Below are 7849 nucleotides of genomic sequence, written 5' to 3' on the forward strand. Positions count from 1 at the left end.
CTCAGGCTTCTTCCGCCTGTTGTTCATTTGGCATTAATTGCCTCACACTGCCATCCGGGCTTAGCATTTTTAATACATTATCGACTAATGCAGGCGCCTGCTTATAAAGATCATAACTTGTGGGATTCATTAACCAGTTCTTTACTATTCCGCTAAAACTACCATGCAGAATAATTAATATGACATCCAGATCAAGACTGCCTGAGATCAGCTTTTTATCCATACATCGCTGTAATACTTCAAGCAGCGACTGATGATGGAAACCAATCTTCTCCCGAATGGCCTGTTCCGATATCATACCATTATGGAATTCACATTTATGATATAAAATCTGCATTAATGCCTGCTGACGAGGCACTGCCGCAATATATTGTAAGGCTGCAATAAATTTCTCTCGTAGATCCTGTAAAGGATTATCATTCCAGCATCCCGTAAGCCTATCCTGAATAAGTTCGCGTAAAGGTGGTTGCTGTAACCAAACCTCATTAAACAACTGCGTTTTATTCTCAAAGTGCCAGTAGATGGCGCCCCGCGTGACATCAGCGGCATCAGCGATATCATTCAACGTCGTGTTGGCAACGCCGCGCAAAGCGAACTGCGCAATAGCGGTTTCAATCAAATGTTGCCGCGTTTTAAGCGCATCCGCCTTCGTTTTCTTCGCCATAATTAAGATATCCTGGACCATAAAAACGATAAATACGCTGATAAAATACTCAGCACAAAAAACAACTTTACCATGTCCTTTTTAGTCAGACGAGAGACAGCCATTTTTATTTCGCACAATATCGCCAAATCAATAATAAAAACAAATAAATTAATAAAACATATTCATATAAAATATATATTTCTAATTATGTTATTCAACATCATGATTTTACTAATCGGGACATTATGAAACGACAGGGAATAGTTCTTTTTTTTTGCTTTTATGTGCCGTGAACCCCATCCCAAAATAAGTATTGCTTACATCACAAGCTAATAATTTGTAGGATACCCCACTGCTATTCTATTTTTCGCGCGTTAACGCCTTACCGTTATCCGGTGAATAACGAGCTTTCGGTTTTTTAAGGAACAGTAATGACGAAACATGCCAGGTTTTCACTCCTGCCCTCATTCATCATATTCTCTGCTGCGCTGCTGGCCGGTTGTAATGACCAGGGAGATACCCAGGCTCATGCCGGCGAGCCGCAAGTCACCGTCCATGTGGTCGAAACAGCGCCGCTAGCCGTAACGACCGAACTTCCCGGACGTACGTCCGCATTTCGCATTGCGGAGGTTCGCCCCCAGGTGAGCGGGATCGTGCTTAAAAGAAACTTCACCGAAGGTAGCGATGTAGAGGCCGGGCAGTCGCTTTATCAGATCGATCCTGCCACTTATCAGGCCGATTATGACAGCGCTAAAGGCGAACTTGCTAAAAGCGAAGCGGCTACGGCTATCGCGCACCTGACGGTCAAACGCTATGTTCCACTGGTCGGCACAAAATATATCAGCCAACAGGAATATGATCAGGCGATTGCCGACGCCCGCCAGGCCGATGCCGCCGTTGTGGCGGCAAAAGCCGCTGTTGAAAGCGCGCGTATTAACCTTGCGTATACCAAAGTCACCTCACCCATCAGCGGCCGTATAGGAAAATCTAATGTGACTGAAGGCGCGCTGGTGACTAATGGTCAGTCAACTGAACTGGCTACCGTGCAGCAACTCGACCCGATTTATGTCGACGTGACGCAATCAAGCAACGACTTTATGCGACTCAAGCAATCCGTCGAACAAGGTAACCTGCATAAAGACAGCGCCAGTAGCACGGTTCAACTGGTAATGGAAAATGGTCAGGTCTACCCGATTAAAGGCACGCTGCAATTTTCCGACGTTACCGTAGATGAAAGCACCGGCTCTATCACGCTCAGGGCGGTTTTCCCTAACCCGCAACACAGTCTGCTTCCCGGTATGTTTGTTCGCGCACGCATTGATGAAGGCGTCCAGCCCAATGCCATCCTTGTCCCCCAGCAGGGCGTGACCCGCACGCCGCGCGGCGACGCAATGGTGATGGTGGTTAACGATAAAAGCCAGGTCGAAGCCCGCAATGTCGTGGCGGCGCAGGCTATTGGCGATAAATGGCTCATCAGCGAAGGGTTAAAACCGGGCGATAAAGTCATCGTCAGCGGCTTACAAAAAGCGCGACCGGGCGTCCAGGTGAAAGCCACTACCGATGCTCCTGCAGCGAAAACGGCGCAATAAGGTAACCGTACATGGCAAACTTTTTTATTAGACGTCCTATTTTCGCCTGGGTTCTGGCCATTATCCTGATGATGGCTGGCGCACTGGCAATAATGCAACTTCCCGTTGCGCAGTATCCAACCATTGCGCCGCCAGCGGTTTCTATTTCTGCAACCTATCCTGGCGCGGATGCGCAGACGGTACAGGATACGGTCACTCAGGTTATCGAACAAAATATGAACGGTATCGATAACCTGATGTATATGTCCTCTACCAGCGACTCTGCTGGTAGCGTGACCATCACCCTGACCTTCCAGTCCGGAACCGATCCGGATATCGCGCAGGTTCAGGTGCAAAATAAATTGCAGCTCGCCACGCCTTTACTGCCGCAAGAAGTCCAGCAGCAGGGGATTAGCGTTGAAAAGTCCAGCAGCAGCTTTTTGATGGTCGCCGGGTTCGTCTCGGATAATCCGAACACTACCCAGGACGACATCTCTGACTATGTCGCCTCTAACATTAAGGATTCTATCAGCCGTCTGAATGGTGTGGGCGACGTTCAGCTCTTTGGCGCACAGTACGCCATGCGTATCTGGCTGGATGCGAATCTGCTAAATAAATACCAACTCACGCCAGTTGACGTCATCAACCAGTTAAAAGTACAGAACGACCAGATTGCGGCAGGCCAACTGGGCGGTACGCCAGCATTACCGGGCCAGCAGCTTAACGCCTCAATCATCGCCCAAACGCGTCTGAAAGATCCGGAAGAGTTCGGCAAAGTTACGTTGCGCGTCAATACCGACGGCTCTGTCGTCCATCTCAAAGATGTCGCGCGTATTGAGCTTGGCGGTGAAAACTATAACGTTGTAGCGCGCATTAACGGTAAACCGGCCTCCGGTCTCGGTATTAAACTGGCGACCGGCGCTAACGCGCTGGATACCGCAACCGCAATCAAAGCGAAACTGGCGGAACTGCAGCCTTTCTTCCCTCAGGGGATGAAGGTGGTTTATCCTTATGACACAACGCCCTTCGTAAAAATATCTATCCACGAAGTGGTAAAAACGCTGTTTGAAGCGATTATTCTGGTGTTCCTGGTAATGTATCTGTTCTTACAGAATATCCGGGCAACCCTGATTCCTACCATCGCTGTTCCTGTCGTGTTGCTAGGCACTTTTGCGGTACTCGCCGCCTTTGGCTATTCCATCAATACCCTGACGATGTTCGGCATGGTACTGGCGATAGGGCTGTTGGTTGATGATGCGATAGTGGTCGTAGAAAACGTTGAACGTGTAATGATGGAGGATAACCTTTCTCCCCGAGAGGCGACGGAAAAATCCATGTCGCAGATTCAGGGAGCGCTGGTTGGTATCGCGATGGTACTGTCTGCGGTATTCATCCCGATGGCCTTTTTTGGCGGCTCGACCGGGGCAATTTATCGCCAGTTCTCTATTACTATTGTTTCAGCAATGGCGCTATCCGTTCTGGTTGCGTTGATTCTGACGCCAGCGCTATGCGCTACGCTGCTTAAACCCGTATCTGCTGAACATCACGAGAAAAAAAGCGGCTTCTTTGGCTGGTTCAATACCAGGTTTGACCACAGCGTTAACCACTATACTAACAGCGTAAGCGGCATCGTGCGTAATACGGGTCGCTATCTCATTATCTATCTACTTATTGTAGTCGGAATGGCGGTTCTGTTTTTACGCCTCCCGACCTCCTTCCTGCCGGAAGAAGATCAGGGGGTATTCCTGACCATGATTCAGCTCCCCTCTGGCGCTACGCAAGAACGTACGCAGAAAGTGCTGGATCAAGTCACTCATTACTACCTGAATAATGAAAAAGCGAACGTCGAAAGCGTGTTTACCGTAAACGGCTTTAGCTTTAGCGGTCAGGGACAAAACTCAGGGATGGCATTTGTCAGCCTTAAACCCTGGGAAGAGCGTAACGGTGAAGAAAATAGCGTCGAAGCCGTTATCGCCAGAGCGACACGCGCCTTCAGCCAGATTCGCGACGGGTTGGTGTTCCCCTTCAACATGCCAGCAATTGTCGAGTTAGGTACCGCGACAGGTTTCGACTTTGAACTGATTGATCAGGGAGGACTCGGTCACGATGCGTTAACAAAAGCGCGTAATCAACTCCTGGGTATGGTCGCGAAGCATCCTGACCTATTAGTGCGCGTACGCCCGAACGGGCTGGAAGACACGCCACAGTTCAAGCTGGATGTCGATCAAGAAAAAGCGCAGGCGCTCGGTGTTTCGCTGTCTGATATCAACGAAACCATCTCCGCGGCGTTGGGCGGCTATTACGTTAACGACTTTATCGATCGCGGACGAGTGAAAAAAGTATACGTTCAGGCTGACGCTCAGTTCCGTATGCTGCCGGGAGATATCAACAATCTTTATGTTCGCAGCGCTAATGGCGAGATGGTGCCCTTCTCTACCTTTAGCTCAGCACGGTGGATTTATGGTTCGCCACGCCTGGAACGCTATAACGGGATGCCGTCAATGGAACTGCTCGGTGAAGCAGCGCCCGGACGAAGTACCGGTGAAGCCATGTCGTTAATGGAAAACCTGGCTTCACAGCTGCCAAACGGTATTGGCTATGACTGGACAGGTATGTCGTATCAGGAACGGTTGTCAGGTAACCAGGCGCCGGCGCTGTACGCAATCTCACTCATTGTCGTTTTCCTCTGCCTTGCCGCTCTGTATGAAAGCTGGTCAATTCCGTTCTCGGTAATGCTGGTCGTACCGCTCGGCGTGGTTGGCGCTCTGCTTGCAGCGTCATTGCGCGGTCTGAACAATGACGTTTACTTCCAGGTTGGCTTGTTAACCACTATTGGCCTTTCTGCTAAAAACGCCATCCTGATTGTCGAGTTCGCCAAAGATCTCATGGAGAAAGAAGGACGTGGATTGATTGAAGCGACGCTGGAAGCATCCCGTATGCGTTTACGTCCTATTCTAATGACCTCGCTGGCCTTTATTCTCGGGGTAATGCCGTTAGTTATCAGTCGTGGCGCAGGTAGTGGTGCACAGAACGCAGTAGGCACAGGGGTTATGGGGGGAATGTTAACCGCAACCTTATTAGCTATCTTCTTCGTGCCAGTATTCTTCGTTGTTGTAAAACGCCGATTTAATCGCCATCATGATTAACCGGTAAACAGAGGCGTCTTCGGACGCCTTTTTAAACGGTATGTCTTTATCTCCGCTATTCCCCCTCTCCGCTTACCTCTGCATTCTCCATAGTTTTTACAATTCACATGAATTGAGATGATTCCTCATGTCGGCCATTTTTTCTGTGGTGGTAAAATAACTCTCGTTTTCGCAGCGGTTAGAGCCAGCATTTACGTTGCTGTACTTCGCGAAACGCTGATTAATGAGGTAACACCATGAAAAGACTAATTCCAGTTGCATTGCTTACCACCTTATTGGCAGGTTGTGCACATGATTCTCCCTGCGTACCGGTTTATGACGATCAAGGGCGACTGGTTCATACCAATACATGTATGAAAGGTACAACGCAGGATAACTGGGAGACAGCAGGCGCTATTGCTGGCGGCGCTGCGGCGGTAGCAGGGTTGACGATGGGTATCATTGCGCTTTCTAAATGATACATGCAGGCGCGGCAATGCCGCGCTTTCAGTAATAATATAAAGGTCGTAAGGATACTCAGCGACGTAATCTGTTCAGCCTATCCCCCGAAAGTTAACACGATAAAACGCTCTCTTTTCTTACTCGCCCATCCCGATGGTATTTATTCTATTCCTTGTCCGATGCAGACAAAATTGTAGCTTGATAGCATCGTAAGCCGCATTACAAACACGCTTTATACAGTAAGACTTAGCGCGTGGTCATTAGGCGTAAATTATTACAGACAGTCTGGATATAAACCGGAGCATACACGTAATACATGAGGATTTTGAGCACTGCCCCAGGGCCAAACTGGCAAATAAAATAGCCTAATGGGCCAGATTCTTAGTCCTCAGCGAATATCTCTATTGCTTATTAGAGGCGTAAGTAAAAGCCGTTTGTACATCTACTTCAGCACGGTTCACATTCGATGGTTCAGGCGGATATATGGCGGGAAATCACGTTTACTAAAACGGTTTTTATCCACTCTACGAAGATGTTTAAAACGCGTCGGCGCCATTAACCGATAACTTTTTCCATAGAGAGATAAATGCAAAAAGGCCCAATCTTTCGATTGGGCCCTTTGCTTTATTTGATGTCTGGCAGTTTATGGCGGGCGTCCTGCCCGCCCCCCTACAGGCCGTTGCTGCGCAACGTTCAAATCCGCTCCCGGCGGATTTGTCCTCCTCAGGAGACTACTCACCGACAAACAACAGATAAAACAAAAGGCCCAGTCTTTCGACTGAGCCTTTTGTTTTATTTGATGTCTGGCAGTTCCCTACTCTCGCATGGGGAGACCCCACACTACCATCGGCGCTACGGCGTTTCACTTCTGAGTTCGGCATGGGGTCAGGTGGGACCACCGCGCTACTGCCGCCAGACAAATTCTTTTTCAAATGCCGAACTTTAACCGTATTAAGTGGTGCTGATACCCAGAGTCGAACTGGGGACCTCACCCTTACCAAGGGTGCGCTCTACCAACTGAGCCATATCAGCACACTAAATTTGATGCCTGGCAGTTCCCTACTCTTGCATGGGGAGACCCCACACTACCATCGGCGCTACGGCGTTTCACTTCTGAGTTCGGCATGGGGTCAGGTGGGACCACCGCGCTAGTGCCGCCAGGCAAATCCTTTGTGCTCTGTCCTGTGTCTTTTACGCTGATACGGCGTTGGCTGCTCTTGCGAACGTCAGTCACATACTTCTGTATGCTCCTTCCGTCGCCGCGTTTGCCGCCTTGTCTCAGCGCAAAATCCTTCGGACTCTGAATCTGAGCTGAAAATTGTTGTCTTCTCAACCGCCAAAACATCTTCGGCGTTGTAAGGTTAAGCCTCACGGTTCATTAGTACCGGTTAGCTCAACGCATCGCTGCGCTTACACACCCGGCCTATCAACGTCGTCGTCTTCAACGTTCCTTCAGGAGACTCTAAGTCTCAGGGAGAACTCATCTCGGGGCAAGTTTCGTGCTTAGATGCTTTCAGCACTTATCTCTTCCGCATTTAGCTACCGGGCAGTGCCATTGGCATGACAACCCGAACACCAGTGATGCGTCCACTCCGGTCCTCTCGTACTAGGAGCAGCCCCCCTCAGTTCTCCAGCGCCCACGGCAGATAGGGACCGAACTGTCTCACGACGTTCTAAACCCAGCTCGCGTACCACTTTAAATGGCGAACAGCCATACCCTTGGGACCTACTTCAGCCCCAGGATGTGATGAGCCGACATCGAGGTGCCAAACACCGCCGTCGATATGAACTCTTGGGCGGTATCAGCCTGTTATCCCCGGAGTACCTTTTATCCGTTGAGCGATGGCCCTTCCATTCAGAACCACCGGATCACTATGACCTGCTTTCGCACCTGCTCGCGCCGTCACGCTCGCAGTCAAGCTGGCTTATGCCATTGCACTAACCTCCTGATGTCCGACCAGGATTAGCCAACCTTCGTGCTCCTCCGTTACTCTTTAGGAGGAGACCGCCCCAGTCAAACTACCCACCAGACACTGTCCGCAACCCGG

Annotated in this window: 4 protein-coding genes, 1 tRNA gene and 3 rRNA genes; 3 read left to right on the forward strand and 5 right to left on the reverse strand. The window is 49.8% G+C overall.

All coding sequences use genetic code 11. The annotated features are described in order from the left end of the window. Position 1 precedes the first annotated feature (1 nt). Positions 2–664: an acrEF/envCD operon transcriptional regulator gene (gene envR, locus ABVM99_RS23245; RefSeq protein ID WP_001085721.1), complete on the reverse strand. Its 663-nt coding sequence runs from the start codon at positions 662–664 to the stop codon at positions 2–4. A 413-nt stretch (positions 665–1077) separates the two neighbouring features. Here envR and ABVM99_RS23250 point away from each other — a divergent pair, with 413 nt between their 5' ends. The 3 genes from ABVM99_RS23250 to ABVM99_RS23260 all read left to right on the forward strand — a co-directional run bounded on the left by ABVM99_RS23250 (position 1078) and on the right by ABVM99_RS23260 (position 5818). Beyond that, entirely contained in the window at positions 1078–2235 is a 1158-nt protein-coding gene (locus ABVM99_RS23250; protein WP_023194503.1) for an efflux RND transporter periplasmic adaptor subunit, read from the forward strand. A gap of 11 nt (positions 2236–2246) precedes the next feature. Next, on the forward strand, positions 2247–5360 hold the full coding sequence (locus tag ABVM99_RS23255; protein WP_001273283.1) for an efflux RND transporter permease subunit: 3114 nt from the start codon (positions 2247–2249) through the stop codon (positions 5358–5360). Positions 5361–5596: 236 nt separating this feature from the next. Beyond that, positions 5597–5818, forward strand: coding sequence for a membrane protein (locus tag ABVM99_RS23260; protein WP_000825645.1), 222 nt, complete (start codon positions 5597–5599; stop codon positions 5816–5818). A 784-nt stretch (positions 5819–6602) separates the two neighbouring features. Here ABVM99_RS23260 and rrf (ABVM99_RS23265) read toward each other — a convergent pair. The 4 genes from rrf (ABVM99_RS23265) to ABVM99_RS23280 all read right to left on the reverse strand — a co-directional run. Further along, a 5S ribosomal RNA gene (rrf, locus tag ABVM99_RS23265) occupies positions 6603–6718 on the reverse strand. A gap of 39 nt (positions 6719–6757) precedes the next feature. After that, a tRNA-Thr gene (locus ABVM99_RS23270) sits at positions 6758–6833 on the reverse strand. Positions 6834–6847: 14 nt separating this feature from the next. Then, a 5S ribosomal RNA gene (rrf, locus tag ABVM99_RS23275) occupies positions 6848–6963 on the reverse strand. Positions 6964–7158: 195 nt separating this feature from the next. After that, positions 7159–7849 (reverse strand): 23S ribosomal RNA (locus ABVM99_RS23280); the annotation flags it as partial.

Source organism: Salmonella sp. SJTUF15591 (assembly GCF_043356435.1).
GTDB lineage: Bacteria > Pseudomonadota > Gammaproteobacteria > Enterobacterales > Enterobacteriaceae > Salmonella > Salmonella enterica.

Bases quoted from the DNA above. Each gene is read 5' to 3' on its own strand.
- envR (WP_001085721.1), bottom strand. From the start codon at position 664: ATGGCGAAGAAAACGAAGGCGGATGCGCTTAAAACGCGGCAACATTTG.
- ABVM99_RS23250 (WP_023194503.1), top strand. From the start codon at position 1,078: ATGACGAAACATGCCAGGTTTTCACTCCTGCCCTCATTCATCATATTC.
- ABVM99_RS23255 (WP_001273283.1), top strand. From the start codon at position 2,247: ATGGCAAACTTTTTTATTAGACGTCCTATTTTCGCCTGGGTTCTGGCC.
- ABVM99_RS23260 (WP_000825645.1), top strand. From the start codon at position 5,597: ATGAAAAGACTAATTCCAGTTGCATTGCTTACCACCTTATTGGCAGGT.